Annotated in this window: 17 protein-coding genes; 11 read left to right on the top strand and 6 right to left on the bottom strand. The window is 74.1% G+C overall.

What is annotated here, in order from left to right; genetic code table 11:
• Window positions 1-50: 50 nt before the first annotated feature.
• Window positions 51-797, bottom strand: coding sequence for a TIGR03089 family protein (locus tag QSK45_RS36425; protein ID WP_285563235.1), 747 nt, complete (start codon window positions 795-797; stop codon window positions 51-53).
• Between the two features lie 182 nt (window positions 798-979).
• Here QSK45_RS36425 and manB point away from each other — a divergent pair, with 182 nt between their 5' ends.
• On the top strand, window positions 980-2062 hold the full coding sequence (gene manB, locus QSK45_RS36420; protein WP_285563234.1) for a mannose-1-phosphate guanylyltransferase: 1083 nt from the start codon (window positions 980-982) through the stop codon (window positions 2060-2062).
• Window positions 2063-2247: 185 nt separating this feature from the next.
• Here the strand turns inward: manB and QSK45_RS36415 are convergent, their stop codons facing one another.
• The 4 genes from QSK45_RS36415 to QSK45_RS36400 all read right to left on the bottom strand — a co-directional run bounded on the left by QSK45_RS36415 (window position 2248) and on the right by QSK45_RS36400 (window position 6177).
• Window positions 2248-3285, bottom strand: coding sequence for a DNA-3-methyladenine glycosylase family protein (locus QSK45_RS36415; RefSeq protein WP_285563233.1), 1038 nt, complete (start codon window positions 3283-3285; stop codon window positions 2248-2250).
• A gap of 66 nt (window positions 3286-3351) precedes the next feature.
• Window positions 3352-4668 carry a coenzyme F420-0:L-glutamate ligase gene (locus QSK45_RS36410; RefSeq protein ID WP_285563232.1) on the bottom strand — a complete coding sequence of 439 codons (1317 nt, stop codon included), beginning with the start codon at window positions 4666-4668 and terminating at the stop codon, window positions 3352-3354.
• The gene (gene cofD, locus QSK45_RS36405) at window positions 4665-5624 is read right to left on the bottom strand and encodes a 2-phospho-L-lactate transferase (protein ID WP_285563231.1); all 960 of its coding nucleotides are present in this window, start codon (window positions 5622-5624) and stop codon (window positions 4665-4667) included. Before cofD ends, QSK45_RS36410 begins: the two co-directional genes overlap by 4 nt.
• Window positions 5625-5658: 34 nt before the next feature.
• The gene (locus QSK45_RS36400; protein WP_285563230.1) at window positions 5659-6177 is read right to left on the bottom strand and encodes a cysteine dioxygenase; all 519 of its coding nucleotides are present in this window, start codon (window positions 6175-6177) and stop codon (window positions 5659-5661) included.
• A gap of 615 nt (window positions 6178-6792) precedes the next feature.
• Here QSK45_RS36400 and QSK45_RS36395 point away from each other — a divergent pair.
• From QSK45_RS36395 to QSK45_RS36385, 3 genes are all read left to right on the top strand, one after another.
• On the top strand, window positions 6793-7056 hold the full coding sequence (locus QSK45_RS36395; protein ID WP_003975777.1) for a WhiB family transcriptional regulator: 264 nt from the start codon (window positions 6793-6795) through the stop codon (window positions 7054-7056).
• A gap of 224 nt (window positions 7057-7280) precedes the next feature.
• A complete protein-coding gene (locus tag QSK45_RS36390; protein WP_285563229.1) occupies window positions 7281-11099 on the top strand; it encodes a glycosyltransferase family 2 protein in 3819 nt (1272 codons plus the stop codon).
• Complete coding sequence (locus QSK45_RS36385; protein WP_285563228.1) at window positions 11096-12616, top strand: DUF5719 family protein; 1521 nt, start codon at window positions 11096-11098, stop codon at window positions 12614-12616. The genes QSK45_RS36390 and QSK45_RS36385 overlap by 4 nt, the downstream gene beginning before the upstream one ends.
• 222 nt (window positions 12617-12838) lie before the next feature.
• Here the strand turns inward: QSK45_RS36385 and QSK45_RS36380 are convergent, their stop codons facing one another.
• Entirely contained in the window at window positions 12839-13294 is a 456-nt protein-coding gene (locus QSK45_RS36380) for a metallopeptidase family protein (RefSeq protein ID WP_285563227.1), read from the bottom strand.
• A gap of 295 nt (window positions 13295-13589) precedes the next feature.
• Here QSK45_RS36380 and QSK45_RS36375 point away from each other — a divergent pair, with 295 nt between their 5' ends.
• From QSK45_RS36375 to QSK45_RS36345, 7 genes are all read left to right on the top strand, one after another.
• Window positions 13590-14012, top strand: a complete 423-nt coding sequence (locus QSK45_RS36375) for a DUF3499 domain-containing protein (protein WP_079661865.1) — start codon at window positions 13590-13592, stop codon at window positions 14010-14012.
• Window positions 14013-14182: 170 nt separating this feature from the next.
• Window positions 14183-15547, top strand: a complete 1365-nt coding sequence (locus QSK45_RS36370) for a phosphomannomutase/phosphoglucomutase (RefSeq protein ID WP_285563226.1) — start codon at window positions 14183-14185, stop codon at window positions 15545-15547.
• Between the two features lie 550 nt (window positions 15548-16097).
• Window positions 16098-16268 carry a Trm112 family protein gene (locus tag QSK45_RS36365; protein WP_061444380.1) on the top strand — a complete coding sequence of 57 codons (171 nt, stop codon included), beginning with the start codon at window positions 16098-16100 and terminating at the stop codon, window positions 16266-16268.
• 89 nt (window positions 16269-16357) lie between these two features.
• Complete coding sequence (locus QSK45_RS36360; protein WP_285563225.1) at window positions 16358-17485, top strand: SIS domain-containing protein; 1128 nt, start codon at window positions 16358-16360, stop codon at window positions 17483-17485.
• A gap of 152 nt (window positions 17486-17637) precedes the next feature.
• Complete coding sequence (gene manA / locus QSK45_RS36355; protein ID WP_285563224.1) at window positions 17638-18789, top strand: mannose-6-phosphate isomerase, class I; 1152 nt, start codon at window positions 17638-17640, stop codon at window positions 18787-18789.
• Window positions 18790-18918: 129 nt separating this feature from the next.
• Entirely contained in the window at window positions 18919-19899 is a 981-nt protein-coding gene (locus QSK45_RS36350) for a cation diffusion facilitator family transporter (RefSeq protein WP_285563223.1), read from the top strand.
• A 298-nt stretch (window positions 19900-20197) separates the two neighbouring features.
• Window positions 20198-20450: adenosylhomocysteinase (locus QSK45_RS36345; RefSeq protein WP_285563222.1), on the top strand; the 253-nt coding region annotated here is incomplete at its 3' end.

Here is a 20450-nt window from a genome sequence, read left to right as displayed (position 1 = left end):
GCATCCCGTACTACTCCGGTGAGGGGGAGAAACCCCGCGTCCGGCCGGAGTCATCGCCGTACCGTCGTCACCTTCTCGCTGTCGATCCGCTTCGCCAGCGCCTCCTCGTCCAGGCGCTCCAGGTTCCGGCAGAGCACCACGGAACCCCCACTGGCCAGCGGCGCGAACAACCCCGCGCTGAGCCCCTCCCAGGTGTCGTACGGCAACCCCGACAGCAGTCGCGAACCCGGCCCCGTCAGCTCCAGTCCGGCCGCGTCGGCGACGGCCTTCTGCACCACCTCGGCCCCGCTGAACTCCGCGCCGGCCACGATCAGGGCCGACTCCCCGTCGTACGGCGACGCGAACCTGTCTCCCTGGCCCGGCACTTCCACGGCGTAGTCGAGGAAGCCCTCCGGCGGCCGCGGGAACCGTCCGCCGAGCGGCCGCAGCGCCAGCGCGACCCGCTCGCCCCGGCACGCCCGCGCCGCCTCCAGCGTGTCCGGCCCGCTGACGACCACGTCGGCCGCCGCCGGGTCCCCGGCGACGTCTGCGACCGCGCCCACCGAGTCGCAGGCCAGCAGCCACACCGCCGTCTGCCAGTGCGCGGGCAGCAGCAGCGCGACCCGGTCGCCGGGTTCCACGCAGAGGTCGCCCTGGAGGAGGTTCGCGGTCTTGGCCACCCAGTTGGCGAAGGTGGCGACGGAGAGTTCGACGCGTTCGCCCGTGGCGTCGTCGTAGAAGGTCACCAGCGGGCGGCCGGGATCCGCGGCGAGGGCGGAAGTCAGCAGGTCGGCGGGGGTGCGATCGGTGGCGTTCACCCGGCACAGGGTACGCGCGCACGGGCACGCGACGGGGCGCGTCTCTCACTGATCTCACACCCCTCTCACGGCAAACCGCGTGGCTGTCACGGCCTCCGTCGCTACGGTCTGCATACACTGACCGGCCGATACGAGTAGAACGAGTCAGTTCGGCCGGTCCCGGCAGGAAGCAGAGACGACAGGTGACAGAAGCGATCCTCCTGGTCGGCGGCAAAGGCACCCGGCTGCGCCCGCTCACCGTGCACACGCCCAAGCCCATGGTCCGGGCCGCGGGCGTGCCGTTCCTCACGCACCAGCTGGCGAGGGCGAGAGCCGCGGGCGTCGAGCACATCGTCCTTGCCACCAGCTATCTGGCCGAGGTGTTCGAGCCGTACTTCGGCGACGGCTCGGCGCTGGGACTCCACCTCGAGTACGTCACCGAGGAGGAGCCGCTGGGCACCGGCGGGGCGATCCGCAACGTCGCCTCGCGGCTGCACTCCGGCCCCGACGAGCCGGTGCTGATCTTCAACGGCGACATCCTGACGGGCCTGGACATCCGGGCCCTCGTCCACACCCACGAGGCGACGGGCGCGGACGTCTCGCTGCATCTGACGAAGGTGAGCGACCCGCGCGCGTACGGCCTGGTGCCGACGGACGGGACGGGCCGGGTGCTGGCGTTCCTGGAGAAGCCGCAGACGCCGGAGGAGATCGTCACCGACCAGATCAACGCGGGGGCCTACGTGTTCCGGCGCTCGGTCATCGACGCGATCCCGGCGGGCCGGCCGGTGTCGGTGGAGCGCGAGACGTTTCCCGAACTGCTCGCGGCCGGGGCGCATCTGCAGGGCATGGTCGACTCGACGTACTGGCTGGACCTCGGCACCCCGGCGGCGTTCGTGCGCGGCTCGGCGGACCTGGTGCTCGGGCGCGCGCCGTCCCCGGCGGTGCCGGGGCGCTGCGGTGACCGGCTGGTGCTGCCGACGGCCCAGGTGGCGCCGGACGCGAAGCTGACCGGGGGCACGGTGGTGGGGGAGGGCGCGTTCGTGGCGGAAGGGGCGCGGGTCTTCGGTTCGACCATCCTGCCCGGCGCGGTCATCGAGCCCGGCGCGGTCATCACCGACTCCCTCATCGGCACCCGCGCCCGCGTCGGCACCCGTTCGGTCCTCACGGGCACGGTCATCGGCGACGGCGCGGTCATCGGCCCCGACAACGAGCTTCGCGAGGGGGCGCGGGTGTGGTGCGACGCGCGTATCCCGGCGGGGGCGGTGCGGTTCTCCTCCGACCAGTAGGGACGGGGCTCGGCCGAGGCGCCCGTCCCCTGCGGGAGGGCCCGGGGGCTCCTCGGCCGGATCGCCGTCCGCGGCCTCGCCGTGGCTTTTCGCGCGGTTCGCCGCGCACCCGGGATGCCGGGGCCCCTGCGGGGAAGGCGCCCGGCCGGCGCCGGTGAACGGACCCGCCCCCGCCCGGTCCCGGCTCAGAGCAGGCCGATGTCCACGCGCGGCATCTTCGGAACCCGCCGGGCCGGGGCGACGCCGCTCAAGAGGATCAGGCGGGCGGCACGGTGCCGCTGACCGGCATACGGCTCCAGCAGACGGAGCATCACGGAGTCGTCCGCGTGCCGGTCACCCGCCAGCGCCCACCCCACGATGCCCGGCAGGTGCAGATCCCCGACCGTCACCTCGTCCGCCGCGCCATGACTGCGCTGGATCACCTCCGCCGACGTCCACACCCCCACCCCCGGTACGACCTCCAACCGCGCCCGAGCCTCCCGCGCCGGCATCCCCGCCGCCTGCTCCAGCCGCGAAGCGACCCGGACGGCCCGCAGGATCGTGGACGCGCGCTTGTCGTCGACCCCGGCCCGATGCCACTCCCAGGAGGGGATCAGCGCCCACGTCCGCGCCGCGGGCATGACGAACATCGGCCGTTCCCCCGCCCCCGCCGGCCCCGGCGCGGGTTCCCCGAACCGCCGCACGAGCAGCCGCCACGCCCGGTACGCCTCGTCCGCCGTGACCTTCTGCTCCAGAACGGAGGGGATCAGCGACTCCAGCACCAGACCGGTGCGCGTCAACCGCAGGCCCGGCCGCCGGTGCCGCGCCAGCGCCACCACCCGGTGCCGGGGGACGAACGCCTCGGGATCGTCGGCCGCGCCGAGCAACGCGGGCAGCCCGTCGAGCAGCCACTGCGCCCCGGGCCCCCACGCCTCCCCGACCACCTCGCCGCCGCACGCCCGCAACCGCAGCGTGCCGGGACCGGCCGGGGTACGGGTCGCCCGCCACACGGACCCGTCCGCCGCGGCCCGGAAGGTCGGATCAGCGGGCCCACGCCGCAACGGCCCGAGCACCAGTCCGAGATCGAGCGGCCCCTCGGGCACCCATCGCCGCACCCGCGCGGGAGCCGCCGCCTGCCGCGGTATCCCGCCCGCACGGCCCGCGTCCGCCCCGCTCCCGGGCACGGCCGTATGCCCGCCGCGCACACTCGTACGCGTGGGCCGCTGAACGAAACGTCCTGCCACGGATCAGATCCTCGAAACGCCGGTGCCGTCGATGCCGTCCTTCGAGACTAGGCCCTCGTCCCGTCCTCACCGCACCTCGACGAACGCTCCCGCGTCCCGGTCCCCCCGAGGCCGCGGTGCCTCTGCCGGATGACCGATCGCCACCGCGCCCATCGGGTCCCACCCCGGAGGCAGCCCGAGCGCCTCGCGCACCACGTCCCGGCAGAACATCGTGGACGACACCCACGCCGAGCCGAGCCGTTCACCGGCCAGCGCGACCAGGAAGTTCTGTACGCCCGCGCCCATGGCGACGACGAACATCTCCCGTTCGGCCGCGTCCCGCCGCTCGTCCCCGTAGTGGTGCGAGCCGTCCATGACGAGGCACGGCACCGCCAGATACGGCGCGTTCCGCAGCACATCGCCGCGCCGCACCCGCTTGGCGATGGACTCCTCGCTCCTGCCGTCCCGGCGCAGGTCGGCGATCCAGGCGTCCCGCATCGCGTCCAGCAGCCGCTGCCGCGACCCGGCCGACTCCAGCAGCACGAACCGCCAGGGCGTCGTGTGGTGCGGCGCCGGCGCGGTCACGGCCGCCGCCACCGCCCGCCGTACCGCACCCGGGTCCACCGGATCCTCGGTGAACGCCCTGACGGTGCGCCTCAGGGTCACGGCCTCGCGGACCGCCTCGGACGTCCCGAGCCGGAACATGTCGTCGGCCGCGCCGCGCACCAGCGCCCGCGCGCCCGCGCCGGCGTCCGCGTCCACCACCTGGGACAGGCCCCGCACCACCGCGACCGGCCGCCCCTCGGCCTTGCCCTTGACCAGGTCACCGGCCGCGGCCAGCTCGTCCGCCGTGGCCACCACGGTGGCGCTGAGCGGATTGCCGTACGCGTCCGTGCCCCCGCGCAGGTCGTCCAGCACCCGCAGCCCGGCGGCGCCGATCGCCACGTCCGTCAGCCCCGCGCGCCAGGGGCGCCCGAAGGTGTCACTGACGATCACCCCGACCTCGACCCCCAGGACGTCCCGGAGGCCGTCCCGGATCGCTCGGGCGGAGGCGTCCGGGTCCTCGGGCAGCAACAGCACGGTCCCGGCGGGGGTGTTGGACGCGTCGACCCCGGCCGCGGCCATGACCAGGCCCTGCCGGTTCTCCACGATCCGCAGGGCGCCCCGCCGGGCCACCACCCGCACCGTCTCCGCGTCGATCGCGGCCTCCCGGTCCGCGGCCCGGAGGATCCGGCCCTCGGCCTTGGACACGATCTTGGACGTGACGACCACCACGTCCCCGTCGGCCAGAGCGGGCTCCGCGGCGGCGATCAGCTTGGCGAGGTCGTCGCCCCGCTGGACCTCGGGGAAACCGGCCGGCGCCCAGACCTGGAACGCGGGAGGCTCCGCGCGGTCCCCGCTCACGCGCCCCGCACCTCCTCGGCCAGCGCCAGCGCCTCCCGCGCCATCTGCGCGGCCGCGGCCACGTCGGTCATCATCAGCGGTACGGCACGGCAGCGGATGCCGTCGGCCTCCACGCGCTCGACCGCCGCCGCGTCCACGGTGTCGACCAGCCAGCCGTCCAGCAGGCCCGAGCCGTAGTGCTCGGCGACCGCGGCGGCCGTGGCCTCCACGCCGACCGCGGCGAGCACCTTGTCGGCCATGCCGCGCACCGGCGCGTCGCCGACGATGGGGGACAGGCCGACCACCGGCACGCCCGCCTCCGCGATGGCCTCCCTGATGCCGGGGACGGCGAGGATCGTGCCGATGGACACGATCGGGTTGGACGGCGGGAAGAGGATGACGTCCGCCTCGGCGATGGCCTCCAGGACGCCCGGGGCCGGCTTGGAGTGCTCGGCGCCGACCGGGACCACGGCCTCGGCGGGCACGGCGGCCCGCATCCGCACCCAGTACTCCTGGAAGTGGACCGCCTTGCGCTCGCCGTCGACCTCGACGGCCACGTGCGTCTCCACGCGGTCGTCGGTCATCGGGATCAGCCTCACACCCGGCTTCCACCGGTCGCACAGCGCCTCGGTGACCGCGCTCAGCGGATAACCGGCGCCGAGCATCTGCGTCCGCACGATGTGCGTGGCGAAGTCCCGGTCGCCGAGCCCGAACCACTCGGGTCCGACGCCGTAGGCCGCCAGTTCCTCCTTGAGGTGGAAGGTCTCGTCGGACCGCCCCCAGCCCTGCTCCTCGTTGATGCCGCCGCCCAGCGTGTACATCACCGTGTCGAGGTCGGGGCAGACCTTGAGCCCGAAGAGGTGGATGTCGTCGCCGGTGTTGCCGATCACCGTGACGTCCGAGTCCGGCGCGGCCTGCTTGAGACCGCGCAGGAAACGGGCACCACCGATGCCGCCTGCCAGAACCACAATGCGCATGGGGACCAGTCTTGCAGGAGGGTCGGACAACGCGTCAGCCAGTCACCGGACGCGCTTCGCAGAACGGGGAGGCGTGCGCCCCGGCGTGCGCCGCGGGGAGCATCGGCATCTCGGTGAGACCCGGGTAATAGATGTGCAGGCTGACCGCCGGCTCCAGCGCGTCGTTGAGGACCTCGTGTGCGTACCCCGGCGCGAACACCCGTTGCGCGCCGGGCGTGAGTGCGCGGCTGCCGCGCCGGGTGTGCTCGGTGAGCGTGCCCGCCAGCACGGTGAGGACGCCGGAGGAACGGCCGTGGTCGTGCCGCCCGCTGCCCTGTCCCGGCACCCAGGACAGCAACCAGACCTCGTAGCCGGGACCGGTGCGCAGCCGGTGGTACCAGCGGGTGGTGGCGTCGTAGCGCACCAGGTCCGCCCACTGGGCGCGGTCGGCGGCGATGGCGCGGGCCAGGCCGGCGAACTCGGCGACCGTGGCCGGGTGCTCGCGCGGCGGCTGGAGCAGGTGCGCGACCTCGAGGAGGTCACCGGCGATCTGGAGGTCGTTGTCGCTGTTCATGGGGTGCGCTGGTTCCTCGGCAGAAGGGTGGAGCCCGGAAGGGGGCCGCGAAGGAGATACGACCGAGTCCGCGCGGTGCGCGGCGTCGGCGGCAGCCGGAGCGGGGGCCCGGAAGAAGGGGGAGAGGCCGGCTCAACAGCTGGAACAGCGACAACAGCTACAGCGGCCCCGGGCAGCACCGTGGGACCCGGCGGTGCGGGTTGAGGTGGAAACCGAGTTCGCGAGCATGCCCCCTAGGACAACGGTTCACACCTGTGCTGTCAACTCGATGACCGTTATGTGGGATGCGTTTCATCCCATCCGGGGCATCTGGCGGAGGGGAGGTTTGCTTCCCGGGACCTGGGGACACATGGGGCACATCCGAGCGTACGGCGGGCCGTGTGCAACGCGATCGAACGTCAGGGCGTCTTCCTTCATGGACTGGACGGGTGTCGGGGTTTATGCCGATTTGAACACTTTCCGCATGGCCTTGGTTCCGCAGAGTGAATAACGGGCCCAATAGCAGATCTCAGCTTGACTCGCCCGGAGCAGCACACTTGTAATTTCACTCGTGTCGTTCAGCCGAAATCGGTAACGGCTACGCACGGGGACGTGAAAGACAGACGAGGGGCGCACATGACCGAGCTGGTGCAGCAACTGCTGGTCGACGACGCGGACGAGGAACTCGGCTGGCAGGAGCGCGCGCTGTGCGCCCAGACCGACCCCGAGTCCTTCTTCCCCGAGAAGGGCGGCTCCACCAGAGAGGCGAAGAAGGTCTGCCTCGCCTGCGAGGTCCGCTCCGAATGCCTCGAGTACGCCCTCGCCAACGACGAGCGCTTCGGCATCTGGGGCGGTCTGTCCGAGCGGGAGCGCCGCCGGCTGAAGAAGGCCGCCGTCTGACCGCGCACCAGCACCGCGGGCACCCGGTACATACCCACGCCATACCCGAGAAAACATCACGAACGGCCCGTCGCCCGTGGGTTGTCCACAGGCGGCGGGCCGTCGTCGTGGGCAGCCGATAGTGTGGTCGCTCGTCCGAGACGCCCCGCTGTCCCCGCGAGCCCATCGAGGCCCAGGGGACACAGGCGTCCACCGCAGTCCAGCGAACCGGGGCCCGTACCTCGATGTCCGTGCACAGCCATACGGCGGCCCAAGACCCGGCCGCCGCAGCAGCGTTCGACCCAGCCCGTCCGGCGGCGCTCGACCCGGCCCGTCCGGCGGTCGACCCGGCCGGCCCCCCCGAGTTTCCGCGCCATGTGGTCACGGCCGTCCTCGTCTCCCACGACGGCGCCCGCTGGCTGCCCGACGCGCTCGCCGGGCTGCTCGGCCAGGAGCGCCCCGTCCAGCAGGCGGTGGCCGCCGACACCGGCAGCGCGGACGACTCCGCCCGGATGCTCGGCGAAGCCCTCGGCGACGCGGGCGTGCTGCACCTCGCCCGCCGCACCGGCTTCGGCCAGGCCGTCGAGGAGGCGAGTCGCACCGCCCCCGTCCTCACCCCGGACGAACTGCCGTACCTCAAGCGCCCCAGCGGCTGGGACCCGGTCACCCGCACCTGGCGCGACGACGCCTACGACCTCCCGGACCTGCCCTACGGCGAACCGGTCCAGTGGCTCTGGCTGCTGCACGACGACTGCGCACCCGAACCCGACGCCCTGGCACAGCTGCTCCGGGTCGTGGAGAACGAACTCGAACTGGGCCGCGACGACGTGGCCGTCGTGGGCCCCAAGCTCCGCGGCTGGTACGACCGCAGGCAGCTGCTGGAGGTCGGCGTCTCCATCGCCAACTCCGGCCGCCGCTGGACCGGCCTGGACCGCCGCGAACAGGACCAGGGCCAGCACGACCACGTCCGTACCGTGCTGTCCGTCTCCACCGCCGGCATGCTGATCCGCCGCGACGTCTTCGAACAGCTCGGCGGCTTCGACCGCCGGCTGCCCCTGATGCGCGACGACGTCGACCTGTGCTGGCGTGCCCATCTCGCGGGCCACCGCGTCCTGATCGCCCCCGACGCGGTCGTGCGACACGCCGAGGCCGCCTCCCGCGAGCGCCGTACCGTCGACTGCGTGGGCCGCACCGCCGCCTCCCCGCACAAGGTCGACAAGGCCGGCGCCGTCCACACCCTGCTCGCCAACACCCGCACCGCGGCGCTGCCCTGGGTGCTGTTGCGGCTCGTCCTCGGCACCCTGCTGCGGACCGTCGCCTACCTCGTCGGCAAGGTCCCCGGCCAGGCCGTGGACGAGATCCGCGGTCTGCTGGGCACCCTGTTGCGGCCCGAGCGGATCATCGCCGCCCGTCGCCGCCGCGGCACCCCGCGGATCGACAAGGACGAACTGCGCCGCCTCTTCCCGCCGCCCGGCGCCACCATCCGCGCCACCGTCGAACAGTTCGCGGGCAACTTCACGGGCGGCTCCGACACCGACACCTCCTCGGCCGGCCGGCACGGCGGCGCCGCGGAGTCCGGGCCCGGCGGCGACGACGCCGACTTCCTGGAGGTCGAGCAGTTCGTCCGGCTCAAGCGCATCGCCCGCAGACCGGGACCGGTCCTCTTCCTCGCACTGCTGGTCATCTCCCTGGTCGCCTGCCGTGCCCTGCTCTCCGGCGGCGCACTCGGCGGCGGCGCCCTGCTGCCCGCCCCGGCGGGCGCGGGCGAACTGTGGTCCCGCTTCGCCGACGCCTGGCACCCGGTCGGCGCCGGCGGCACCCCCGCCGCACCGCCCTACCTCGCGCTCGTCGCCACCCTGGCCACCCTGCTGTTCGGCTCCACCGGACTCGCCGTCACCGTGCTGCTGGTCTGCTCGGTGCCGCTCGCCGGGTTCACCGCCTACTTCGCCTCCCGGCCCCTGGTCGCCTCCCGGTTGCTGCGCGCCTGGGCGGCCATCGCCTACGCCTTCCTGCCCGCCACCACCGGCGCCCTGGCCGGCGGCCGCATCGGCACCGCCGTACTCGCCGTGCTGCTGCCGCTGATCGCCCGCGCGGGCATCGCCGCCGGCGGCCTCACCAGCCGCACCGGCGCCCGCGGCAGCTGGCGCGCCACCTGGGCGTACGCACTGCTGCTGACCCTCACCACCGCCTTCACCCCGATCGTCTGGCCCATCGCGCTGATCCTCGGCCTCGGCGTGCTCGTGCTGCGCCGCGCCGACCTGGTCGCCCACGGCCTGCGCCTGCTCGTCCAGCTCGGCACCCCGCTGCTGCTCCTCGCCCCCTGGTCGCTGACCCTGCTGCCGACCGGCTTCTTCCAGGAAGCGGGCCTGGTGTACGGCGCCTCGTCCGCCTCCGCGCTGGACCTGCTCGGCGCCAGCCCCGGCGGCCCCGGCACCGCGAGCGGCCTCCTGCTCCTCGGCATCGTGCTCGCCGCGCTGGCCGCGCTGCTGCGCTCCGAACGGCAGTTGGGCATCCGCACCGCCTGGGCCGTCGCCCTGATCGGCCTCGTCTTCGCGGTCCTCGCCAACCGGTCCGCCTGGGCCGGACCGGCCACCCTCGTCTACGGCATCGCGCTGCTGTCCGCAGCCGTCCTCGGTGCCGACGGCGCCCGCGCCCGCGTGGCCGAGCAGAGCTTCGGCTGGCGCCAGCCCGTCGCCGCCCTGATCGCGCTCGCCGCGGCCGTGGGCCCGGTGCTGCTCGCCGCCGCCTGGATGGTCCGCGGCGCCGACGGCCCCGTGCAGCGCCGCGACCCGGCCCAGGTACCCGCGTTCGTCGCCGAGGACTCCACCACCGGCGACCGGGCCCGCACCCTCGTCCTGGACAGCGACTCCCCCGCGCACGTGAGCTACACCCTGGTGCGCGGCGCCGGCGCCCGCATGGGCGACGCCGAACTGGCCGCCACCGACGGCGAGAACACACGCCTGGACAAGGTCGTCGCCAACCTGGTCGCCGGCTCCGGCGCCGACCAGGCCGACGAACTCGGCGGCTTCGCCGTGCGCTACGTCCTCGTCCACAAGGGCGCGCCCCGCGACATCACCCGCGTCCTCGACGCCACCCCCGGCCTGGCCCGGCTCAGCCAGCAGAACGGCAACGCGCTGTGGCGCGTCGACCAGGAGGTCTCCCGCGCGGTCATCCTGCCCGCCGGCACCCCGGACTCCGTCGACTCCTCCAGCGCGCAGCCGGTGGCCGCCGGACCGGTGGACATCCACACCACCGTCCCGGCCGGCTCCGACGGCCGCGTCCTGCGCCTCGCCGACAGCGCCGCCCCCGGCTGGACCGCCACCCTCGACGGCAAGCCGCTCACCCGCACCACCGTCGACGGCTGGGCCCAGGGCTTCCGGCTCCCGTCGACCGGCGGCCGGTTGGACGTCACCTACGAGGCACCGATCACCCACACCGCCTGGCTGTGGGTCCAGGGCGCGCTCGCCGTCGTCCTGGTCGTCCTCGCCCTGCCGGGCCGCCGCCGCGACGTGGACGACGACCTCCCCGAGGAGCAGCCGCTGCCCGCCCAGGCCGCCACGGGCGAGGGCCGCCGCGCCCGCCGCCTGCGCGCCCAGGCCGAGGAGGAGGCGGCCGCGGAGACGCCCGCGGGGGAGATGCCCGGAGGGGACACGCGGACAGGGGAGACCCCCGACACGCCGCCGGCCCCGGCCGAGGCCCCGATCCCGCACCAGCAGCCGTACGACCCCGCCTACGACGAGTCGTACGCGACCCCCGACGGGTCGTACGCGACCCCCGACGGGTCGTACGCCACCCCCTACGCGAACAACCCGTACCCGGGCTACGGCACCGACGCCTACCAGACGGGCGGCTACGACCAGCAGACGTACCAGGGCGACCCCTACGCAACGGCCGCGTACGACCCGTACGCCTACAGCGGTGACGCCGAGCAGCGGCCGTACGACCCGGCGGCGTACCAGCAGCATGCCTACGACCCGGCGTACGACCCCGCCCAGCAGGGCTACGACCCCGCCCAGCAGCCCCACGGCACGGGCAGCGAGCGCCCCGACGGGAGCCAGCAGTGAACCGCACCACCCTGTCCCTGATCGCCGGCACCACCGCGCTGGCCGCCGTCACGGCGGTCGCCGCGCTGGCCACCCCCTCCGCCTCCGGCGCCGGCACGTCCGGCGCCGCCGCCCGACTGCCCGTGCAGCGCACCGGTCTGCTGTGCCCGGCGCCCAGCGTCTCGGACATCGCGGACACGACGTACACCTCGTTCACGCCCGTCACCGAGGGCACCCCGAGCAGCGGCAAGGGCCAACTCCAGCCCGCCCCCGAGGAGTCGGCGGACGGCACGGGCGGCACGCAGGAGGGCAAGGGCAAGGGCAAGGGCAAGGGCGGCAAGACGACGGCCGGTCAGCCGGTGCTCACCCCCAAGGCGCCCGGCACCCCGGTCACCGGCGACACCTCCGGCGCCGACGGGCCCGCGCTGATCGGTACCGCGGACGGGAGGTTCGCGCCCGGCTGGACCGTGCAGGAGACCACCTCCATCGCCGCCGGCACGGGCCGCGGTCTCCAGGGCGTCACCTGCACGCCCGCGGACACCGAGTTCTGGTTCCCGGGCGCGAGCACCGCCGACAGCCGTACCGACTACGTCCACCTGACCAACCCGGACGACTCCGCCGCCGTCGTGGACGTCGAGCTGTACGGCAAGAACGGCGCGATCAAGTCGCCGCTGGGGGAGAACCTCACGGTCAAGCCGCACACGAGCGAGCCGATCCTGCTGTCCACGCTCACCGGTGAGCGGCAGGACGACCTGACCGTGCACGTCAGCGTGCGCAGCGGACGGGTCGGCGCGGCCGTGCAGGCGCTGGACGACAAGGCCGGCGGCGACTGGCTGGCCGCGGCCGCCGACCCGGCCGGCAGCCTGGTGCTGCCCGGCATCCCCAAGGACGCCACCGACGTCCGCCTGATCGCCTTCACCCCCGGCGACGCCGACGCCGACCTCAAGATCCGCCTGGCCTCGCCCGACGGCCTGATCACCCCGGCGGGCAACGAGACGCTGCACGTCAAGTCCGGCATGACCACGTCGGCCGACCTCGGCCCGCTCACCCGCGGCGAGGCCGGTTCCCTGGTGCTGACCCCCACGGACCAGTCGGTGCCGGTCGTCGCCGCGCTGCGGGTGGTCCGGGGCAAGGGCGCGGACCAGGAGACCGCGTTCATCCCGGCCACGGCTCCCGTCGGCGCGCGCGCCACCGCGGCGGACAACAGCGCCAAGGGCACGACCCTCGCCCTGACCGCGCCCACGGCCACGGTCACGGTCAAGGTCACCGCCTCGGCGGGCAGCGGGGGCGGTGCGGCGGTCACCAAGACCTACACGATCAAGTCCGGCACCACCCAGGACGTCGACGCCCCGGTCCCCTCGGGCCTCGACGGCACGTACGCCCTGACGGTCGAGCCCCTCTCCGGCTCCCCCGTCTACGCCTCCCGCACCCTCGCCTCCACCGACCCCGTCGGCTTCACCATCCAGACCCTGCCGAGCGACCGCGGCCTGGTCTCGGTCCCGAGGACGGACGAGGACCTGTCGATCCTCCAGAGGTAAGGGGGACCCACCGCGGCTCCGTCGCGGCCGCCCGTACGGTTCCCCGCGCCCCCGTCGGGGCGCGTCGCGCAGGCGGCCGCGCGCGGTCCTGACGCCGAGCGGTCGCAGGCGGGGTGGTCGCGGGCCGCCCCGGTGGGCGCCGACGGGCGAGACCCGCCCCGGCCGCGACACCACAGGGCGGCCGGACAGCGCGGCACAGCCGCACCCCCGGCCGGCCCCGCCCTATTCCTCCCCGTACCGCGGATCCACCGTCTCCGGCGTCAGCCCCAGCAACTCCGCGACCTGCTCCACGACCACCTCGTGGACCAGCGCCGCCCGCTCGTCCCGCCCCTTCGACCGGATCTCCACCGGCCGCCGGTACACCACCACCCGCGCCCGCCGCCCCTCCCGGGCCGGCGCGATCCCCCCGAGCGGCACCGACTCGTCGCCCCACAGGCCGACCGCGTCCAGCCCCTCGACGCGAGGCACCTCCAGCACCAGGAACTCCACATCGGCGAGCTGCGGCCACCGCCGCTCCAGCCGCTCCACGGAGTCCTGTACGAGGTCCGCGAACACCTCCGCCCGGCTCGCCGCCAACGGCACCTGAGGCGGCGCGATCGGCCCCCGCATGCCCCGCCCGTGACGATCACGGCGACGGGGCCCGGGGCCTGCGGCTCGGGGCGGTACACGGTTGTCCATCACTGGTGAAGCGTAGTCCTCGACCGCCCCGCCCGCCCGGCCGTACGCGCCCAACCGGCCACCGACGACTTCCTGTCGCGGGATGACCGTTTCAGCCAAGGTCCGGCTCGTTTCGGCAACCTTCCACGAACCGTCCAAGTCCGCAGAACTCAAGGCAATTGACCGTGTTTGTATCCACTCATGACCGGAAACAGTCCCGCCCAAGTGCTCCCAGAACCCCCTCCGCGCAGGTCAACAGGGCCTGTGCGCAGGGGTGTGTGGGGCGTCTCACAGCACGACACGGTGGAGTGACCTGGTGGAGAGTCGTCGCGGCCCGCTCAAGAGTGCGGTACCGTCCAACGTCGTGAGCCCTGTACGTCGCTGTTCGCGCACCGCCTGCGGCCGACCCGCCGTCGCGACGCTGACGTACGTCTACGCCGACTCGACCGCGGTCCTCGGCCCCCTCGCCACCTACGCCGAACCCCACTGCTACGACCTGTGCGCCGAGCACTCCGAGCGCCTCACCGCACCCCGCGGCTGGGAGGTCGTCCGTCTCCTCGACGGCTCGGCCCCCGCCCGCCCCAGCGGCGACGACCTGGAGGCGCTGGCCAACGCCGTGCGCGAGGCCGCCCGCCCCCAGGAGCGCGCGGCCGGGGCCGGCGGCGGAGCGCGCACCGCGGACCCCATGGAGGTGGCCCGCCGCGGCCATCTGCGGGTCCTGCGCTCCCCGGACAACTGAGGGGCGCCCGCAGGGGTATGACGGACGTTCCCGTAGGGGCGTCCGGAGCACCGGCCGCCCCGCACCACTCCTGACGGTGACGACCGCGCGTCCTCGCGGTGTCCGCACACCTCCCCCTTACCGCGGGCGGGTAGTTTGTGGGGGCCCAGAGAACTTCAGGAGGGTTGGCCGTGACTGCTGATCTGTCGCAGATCGTGAAGGCGTACGACGTACGCGGAGTGGTCCCGGACCAGTGGGACGAAACACTGGCCGGGCTCTTCGGCGCCGCCTTCGCGGAGGTGACGGGTGCGTCGGCGATCGTCGTCGGCCACGACATGCGGCCCTCGTCCCCCGGCCTGTCCCGCGCCTTCGCGCGCGGCGCGGCGGACCGCGGCGTGGACGTGACCCAGATCGGCCTGTGCTCCACGGACCAGCTCTACTACGCCTCGGGCGCGCTGGACCTGCCCGGCGCGATGTTCACCGCCTCGCACAACCCGGCCCGGTACAACGGCATCAAGATGTGCCGCGCCGGCGCCGCCCCGGTGGGACAGGACACCGGCCTCGCGCAGATCCGCGAACTGGTCGAGAAGTGGCTGGAGTCGGGCGCCCCCGCGCCGGCCGCCGAGCCGGGGACCCTCACCTCCCGCGAGACGCTGGGGGATTACGCCGCGCACCTGCGCTCGCTGGTCGACCTGACCACGATCCGCCCGCTGAAGGTCGTGGTCGACGCGGGCAACGGCATGGGCGGTCACACGGTGCCCACGGTCTTCGCCGGCCTGCCCCTGACCCTCGTGCCGATGTACTTCGAGCTGGACGGCACGTTCCCGAACCACGAGGCCAACCCGCTCGACCCGGCCAACCTGGTGGATCTCCAGAAGCGGGTCCCGACGGAGGGGGCCGACCTCGGCATCGCCTTCGACGGCGACGCCGACCGCTGCTTCGTCGTGGACGAGAACGGCGACCCGGTCTCCCCGTCCGCGATCACCGCGCTGGTCGCCGCGCGCGAGCTGGCGCGCAACGGCGGCGAGGGAATGATCATCCACAACCTGATCACCTCCCGTACGGTTGCCGAGGTCGTCCGGGAGAACGGTGGCACCCCGGTCCGCACCCGCGTCGGCCACTCCTTCATCAAGGCCGAGATGGCCCGCACCGGCGCGATCTTCGGCGGTGAGCACTCCGCGCACTACTACTTCAAGGACTTCTGGAACGCCGACACGGGCATGCTGGCCGCCCTGCACGTCCTCGCCGCCCTCGGCGGCCAGCAGGGCCCGCTGTCCGCCCTCGTCGCCCAGTACGACCGCTACACCGGCTCGGGCGAGATCAACTCCACCGTCGCCGACCAGTCCGCCCGCCTCACCGCCGTCCGCGCCGCCTACGAGGGCCGCCCCGACGTCACCCTGGACGACCTCGACGGCCTCACCGTCTCCACCCCCGACTGGTGGTTCAACGTCCGCCCCTCCAACACGGAACCGCTCCTGCGCCTGAACGCGGAGGCGAAGGACGAGGTCACGATGAGAAAGATCCGCGACGAGGCCTTGGCCATCATCAGGTCCTGAACCGACGGACCGGAGCCGCCCCACCACCCGACGGCTCGCCCCGCAGACCGCTCTCGCGGCCCGCGCCCGCCGCGCCTTGGGTCCACACCCGGTCACCGAGCCGCGCCGTCACCTCGCGCAGCCGCTGGTGGCTTGGTCGCGGGGCTTCGCCGCCCGCGGCCGTCGAGCGGCTGTGCGGCCGGTCCGCGCCGTGGCGGCCGAGCCCGAGCCGCCCCCGCCGCGATCCGCGCCCCGGCAACTGAGCCGCGCCGGGCCCTGCCCGCCCCGTCCCACCCCGTTCCCCTCCCGCCGCCCGGCCCCGTCGCCCCGGTCCCGTTCCGGCTTCCCGCTCCCGGGCCGCCCCGGGCCGGCCCCGCCCTCCGCCCCGGCCGGCCCACCGCCATGCCCACCTCCCGGCCGACCGAGCCGGGTGGCCGGGTGGCCGGGTGGGCGGCAAAACCGGCGGCACACCGGGCGGAGCCCCCACGGCGAGCGGAAGCCCCGCCCCACCCGCCCAGCAGAGGTACGCTGACCAGCGGTCCGAGAAACCCCGCCCTCGAAGGGACATCCCATGCCGCTCGAAGCCGGCCTCCTGGAGATCCTCGCCTGCCCGGCCTGCCACGCCCCCCTCGAGGAGCAGGACGCCGAGCTGATCTGCACCGGCCAGGACTGCGGTCTCGCCTACCCCGTCCGCGACGGCATCCCGGTCCTTCTCGTGGACGAGGCCCGCCGTCCCGAGTGACGCGGCCCCGCCCGTCGTAACCTCGGAGACCCACGACCCCGTACGGTCGTGGACGTCGTAGCCACCCCCGGCGACCGGAGGCTGCCGCCATGCTGGACGAATCGCTGCTCGACAGCCCGGAGGGCCTCGCCGAGGCCGACCGCCGGGGCCTGCTGCGCGGTGCCGCCGAGGCCGGCGCCCGCGTCCGTACCGCCGCCCGGCACGCCGCCGAGGCCGGCGTCGGCGACCTCAAACCCGACGGCCGCCCCCGTGCCGTACTGATCGCGGGCCCCGGCGCCGCCGCCACCCACACCGCCGACCTCCTCGGCACCCTGGCGGGTCCCGGCAGCCCCGTGGTCCGGCTCGCCCCCACGGGCGTCGCCCCCGCCGCGGGCGCCCTGCGCTGGGAACTCCCCGGCTGGGCCGGCTCCGTCGACCTCCTCCTGATCACCACCCCGGACGGCACCGAGCCGAGCCTCTCCCTCCTCGCCGACCAGGCCTACCGCCGTGGCGTCGCGGTCGTGGCCGTCGCCCCGCCCGGCACCCCCCTCGCCGAGGCCGCCGGCGGCACGCACGGCCTGTTCGTCCCGATGGCGACGGCACCGTACGACCACGAGGAACCGCTCGCCGCGTCCTCCCCGGGCGTCTTCTGGGCCCTGCTGACCCCGCTGCTCGCCCTCCTGGACCGCATCGGCCTGCTCACCGCCCCGCCCGAGGCGTTGGAGAAGGTCGCCGACCGCCTCGACCAGATCGCCGAACGCTGCGGCCCCGCCATCGCCACCTACAGCAACCCGGCCAAGACCATGGCCGCCGAACTCGCCGACGCGCTCCCCGTGGTGTGGACCGAGGGCACCTCCGCGGGCCCCGCGGGCCGCCGTTTCGCCGCCGCCCTCGCCGAACTCGCCGGCCGCCCCGCCGTGGTCGCCGAACTCCCCGAGGCGCTCGCCGCGCACAGTGCCCTGCTGGCCGGCCCGCTCGCCGCCAGCGCCGATCCGGACGACTTCTTCCGCGACCGCGTGGAGGAGCCGCCCGCCCTGCACGCACGCGTGGTCCTGCTGCGCGACCGTCCCAGCGGCGGCCTCACCGCCGCCCCCGCCGCCCGTGACCTGGCCCTCAGCCACGACACGCCGATCAGCGAACTCGAACCCGAGGAGGGCGGCGAACTGGAGACCCTCGCGGAACTGATCGCCGTCACGGATTTCGCCGCCGTTTACCTGGCGCTCGCTTCCGGGGCCTGACCTGGCTACGGGCCGGTCCGCACCGGCCCCGGCCCGCCCCTTCGCCGCGGCACCGGCTCCGGGCCCGTCCCTTCACGGCCCGGACACCGGCACCGCGCCGTCCGCGAGGCCCGCCGGCCGAGCAGCGCACGCACGGAAGACAGAGAAGACACATGGATCGCCTCGACAACACCGTCCGCCCCTATGCCTGGGGTTCCCCCACCGCCATCCCGGAGCTGCTCGGCGTCGAGCCGACCGGCGAACCCCAGGCGGAGATGTGGATGGGCGCCCACCCCGGCGCCCCGTCGCGCACCGCGCGCGGCACGCTCGCCGAGGTGATCGACGCCGACCCGGAGCGCGAACTGGGCAGGGAGGCGGTCGCCAGGTTCGGCCCCCGCCTGCCCTTCCTGCTGAAGATCCTCGCCGCCGCCGCGCCCCTGTCCCTCCAGGTGCACCCCGACCTGAAGCAGGCCAGGGAGGGCTACGACGACGAGGAGCGCCGCGGCGTCCCGCTCGACGCCCCGCACCGCAACTACAAGGACGCCAACCACAAGCCCGAACTGATCTGCGCCCTCACCGAGTTCGACGGTCTGTGCGGCTTCCGTCACCCGGCCCGCGCCGCCGACCTGCTCGCCGGCCTCGGCGTCGACTCCCTCAAGCCGTACGTCGATCTGCTCCACGCCCACCCGGAGGACGCCGCCCTGCGCGAGGTCCTCACCGCGATCCTCACCGCGGACCCCGACGACATGGCCCGCACGGTCGCCGAGGCCGGCGCCGCCTGCGCCCGCCTGGGCGGCGACTACGCCCCGTACGCCGACCTCGCCCACCACTACCCCGGCGACCCCGGCGTCCTCGCGGCCATGCTGCTCAACCACGTCCGACTGCAGCCCGGCGAGGCCCTGTTCCTCGGCGCCGGCGTTCCGCACGCCTATCTCAGCGGCCTGGGCGTCGAGATCATGGCCAACTCCGACAACGTGCTTCGCTGTGGTCTGACCCCCAAACACGTCGACGTCCCCGAACTCCTGCGCGTCGTCCGCTTCGAGGCGGGCGACCCCGGCGTGCTGCGGCCCGAGGCCGCGCCGGACGGCGAAGAGGTCTACGAGACGCCGATCGACGAGTTCCGGCTCTCCCGGTACGTCCTGTCCGAGGGCGGTGCGGCCCGCGACCTCACCCGGGACACCCCCCAGATCCTGCTCTGCACGGCCGGTACCGTCCGCGTCGGCGAGCACGAACTGGGCCCGGGGCGCTCGGTGTTCGTCCCGGCCGGCGAGAAGGCCGAGGTCTCGGGCGCCGGTACGGTCTTCCGCGCCACCGTGCGCGTTTGACGGATCGTATGACCGGGACTGTGGATACCTGACGCGCCGGGGCCCGGCCGGGCTGCAAGAATGGCCCACCGGCAAAGGCCGGGCAAAGGCGCAAGGACCGAGCAGACACCGAAGGGACAACGCGGACACATGAGCGCGTCAGGCGGTACCAGGGCGATCGTGGCGGCACTCGGCGCCAACCTCGCGATCGCGGCATCGAAGTTCGTGGCGTTCGCCTTCAGCGGCTCCTCCTCGATGCTCGCCGAGGGCGTCCACTCGGTCGCCGACTCGGGAAACCAGTTCCTGCTGCTCGTCGGCGGCAAGAAGGCCCAGCGCGAGGCCACCCCGCAGCACCCCTTCGGCTACGGCCGCGAGCGGTACATCTACGCCTTCCTCGTCTCGATCGTCCTCTTCTCCATCGGCGGCATGTTCGCCATCTACGAGGGCTACGAGAAGATCTCCCACCCGCACGCCCTGAAGAGCTGGTACTGGCCGGTGGGCGTGCTCCTCTTCGCGATCGTCGCCGAGGGCTTCTCCTTCCGCACCGCCATCAAGGAGTCCAAGGAGCTGCGCGGCTCGCTGTCCTGGTCGCAGTTCATCCGCCGCGCCAAGGCCCCTGAGCTGCCCGTCGTCCTGCTGGAGGACTTCGGCGCGCTCATCGGTCTCGTCCTCGCCCTCGGCGGCGTCGGCCTGTCCCTGCTCACCGACGACGGCGTCTGGGACGGCATCGGCACCGTCTGCATCGGCGTCCTCCTCGTGTGCATCGCCCTGGTCCTCGCCGCCGAGACCAAGTCGCTGCTGCTGGGCGAGGCGGCCGGCCTCGACGTGATCAAGAAGATCGAGGAGGCGACCGTCGACGGCGAGTCGGTCACCGGCCTCATCCACATGCGCACCCTCCACCTCGGCCCCGAGGAACTGCTGGTCGCCGCCAAGATCGCGGTACGGCACGACGACACCGCCGTCGAGGTCGCCGCCGCCATCGACGCCGCCGAGGACCGCATCCGCGCCGCCGTCCCGATCGCCCGGGTGATCTACCTCGAACCCGACATCTACAGCGCGGCCGAGGCCGCCAAGGGCCCCGACCCGGCGGCCACCCCCGGCGGCCCGAACCCGCACGCCGGCGGCCACTGACCCGGCACCGCCCACCCGCCCGCGGACGGCCCGGACGCCCGGCGAACGGCTTGAACCATGCGGACGCGGACTGTGGGCGACCGGGCGGTCCGGTGTAGCTTGGGACGGAGCCAGACGTCGCTGCTGATGGCGGTCGGGCGGTCCCACGACGGACCGGCCGAGGGAGAGAGGGCCTCCGACGGACTGCGCTGCGCGCACGTGAGGCATGCCTGTGTCCTCTTCTCGGGCACCCGTATGCCCGCCGTCGCGCAGACCAGCCGTACCCATCCCTCGACCCGATTCCGAGGAGCAGCTCGCAATGACGACTGTCGACAACCGACAGGACTTCAAGGTCGCCGATCTCTCGTTGGCCGAGTTCGGCCGCAAGGAGATCACTCTCGCCGAGCACGAGATGCCCGGCCTGATGGCGATCCGCAGGGAGTATGCCGAGAGCCGGCCGCTGGCCGGTGCCCGCGTCACCGGCTCCCTGCACATGACCGTGCAGACCGCCGTGCTGATCGAGACCCTGGTCGCCCTGGGCGCGCGGGTCCGCTGGGCGTCGTGCAACATCT

Source organism: Streptomyces hygroscopicus subsp. hygroscopicus (assembly GCF_030269125.1).
Lineage (GTDB): Bacteria > Actinomycetota > Actinomycetes > Streptomycetales > Streptomycetaceae > Streptomyces > Streptomyces hygroscopicus_C.
Note: the sequence above shows the minus strand (reverse complement) of the source record. Positions and strands in the feature narration are given on the sequence as shown.